The sequence below is a fragment of the Martinezella lusitana genome (assembly GCF_014207095.1).
Lineage (GTDB): Bacteria > Pseudomonadota > Alphaproteobacteria > Rhizobiales > Rhizobiaceae > Rhizobium > Rhizobium lusitanum_B.
In genome coordinates, this window is sequence record NZ_JACHBG010000051.1 from 1,727 (window position 1) to 3,748 (window position 2,022).

Below are 2,022 nucleotides of genomic sequence, written 5' to 3' on the forward strand. Positions count from 1 at the left end.
CTGAGGCGGTAAAGGGTGCGCCGGTGCCGGTCGAACTATCGGTCGCCGTGATCGTGAAGGAGAACGAACCCGAAGCGGTCGGCGTGCCCGAGACAGCACCGGTCGTTCCGTTGAGCGCCAGGCCGGTCGGAAGCGTACCCGATACCGTATAGGTGTAGGGTGCCGTGCCGCCCGAGGCGGTGATCGTCTCGCTATAGGCTGTGGCAACGGTTGCGGCCGGAAGCGTCGGGGTCGCCGGCGCAAGCGCAATCGTCGGGGCCGATACGGTCACGCTGACCGTTGCCGGCGCGGATGTGCCGTCGGCATTGGTGGCCGTATAGGTAAAGCTGTCCGCCCCGGCATAGCCCAGTGTCGGCGTATAGTGGATGCTCGTACCTGAAGCAGTTGCCGTGCCATGGCCTGCCTGGGTCGCAACCGCGACCGATGCCGCCGCCCCGCCCGACAGGCTGAGGGTGATCGCATTGCTCGTCGAGTTCTGCGCCACGGTTGCCGAGCTGGAGCTTGCCACCGGCGGATTGGCTGTGACCACCAGGCTATAGGCCTTGGAATTGCTGAACGGTCCGGTACCGGTCGAACTGTCCGTTGCCGTCACGGTGATGTTGAACGTGCCTGTGGCCGTCGGGGTCCCGACCAGCGCCCCGGCCGGCGACAGGGAAAGGCCGGTCGGAAGGCTACCCGATACCGTATAGGTGTAGGGTGTCGTGCCGCCCGAGGCGGTGATTGTCTCGCTATAGGCATTGTTGAGCGCCGCACCCGGAAGTGCAGAGGCTGCCGGCGCAAGCGCAATCGTCGGGCCGGCAATCGTAATGCTGTACGCGTTAGACACCGTGAAGGGTGCCCCCTGCCCGGGGGTATTATCTCTTGCGGTGATGGTGAAGTTGAAGGTCCCGCCAGCCGTCGGTGTGCCGGATATCGCACCAGTGGACGCATCAAGGCCGAGGCCGGCCGGAAGCGCACCTGCTGTGACAGCATAGCTATAGGGCGAGATACCAGCCGATGCCGTTACAGTCTCGTTGTAGGCAACTGCAATGGTACCGCCAGGAAGTGCGCCTGACGATGGGTTAAGAACAAGCGTCGGGCCGCTGACGGTCACGGTATGGACAGCTGTGTCAACATGATACGGCGCGCCTGTGCCGCTAGAGCTATCCGTCGCCCTCACGATGAAGCTGAACGAACCAGCGACGGTGGGTGTGCCGGAGAGCGTACCGTTGGCTGTAAGCGTCAGGCCGGGGGGAAACGCACCTGCCGACAGGGAATAGGTATAGGGAGTAGTACCACCGGATGCGGTGAAGGTCTCGCTGAAGGCGGTTCCCGCGGTCGGGTTTGGAGTTGAAGCCGGTGTTATCGCCATTGTCGGCGCATCGACCGTCAGCGCATAAGCGATGGATCCGGTAAACGGCGCTCCGGTGCCTGTGGTGGCATCGGTGGCAGTGAGCGTGAAGTTATAGGTCCCGCCTCCGGTCGGCGTGCCTGATATCTCGCCGGTCGATGACGACAGGGTGAGGCCCGGCGGCAACGAGCCTGCCGTGATCGAATAGCTATAGGGGTTGGTGCCGCCGGAGGCGCTGACCGTGGTGGTATAGGACGTAGCGATCGCCGCATGCGGCAGTGACGCCGGCGCAATCGTGATTGTTGGCGCCGAGATCCGGACGCTGACGGTTGCCGGCGCCGAGGTGCCGGTGGCGTTGGTCGCGGTATAGGCAAAGCTGTCGGTGCCGGCATAGCCTGCGGTTGGCGTATAGGTGATCGTCGCCCCGGAGACCGTCGCGGTCCCATGGCTTGCCGCAGTCGAGACCGCGACCGAAGCGGCCGCCCCGCCGGACAAGGCAAGGGGGATGGGATTGCTCGCCGAGTTTGGATCGACCGTCACAGAAACATTCCCTGCGACCGGCGGATTGAGGAAAGTATAGCCACCCGTCAATGTCCCCGTGCCGCCACCGGTGGTCACGCGAACATCGACCCTCCCCGCGCCCGCCGGTGTCGTCGCCGTGATCTGCGTTGCCGAGTTGACCGTGAAACCGG

The 2,022-nt window shown here is 64.5% G+C and carries 1 protein-coding gene; it reads right to left on the reverse strand.

Translation table 11 applies throughout. The features are described from left to right. On the reverse strand, window positions 1–2,022 hold a 2,022-nt coding region (locus GGD46_RS33455), incomplete at both ends, for a beta strand repeat-containing protein (RefSeq protein WP_184711468.1).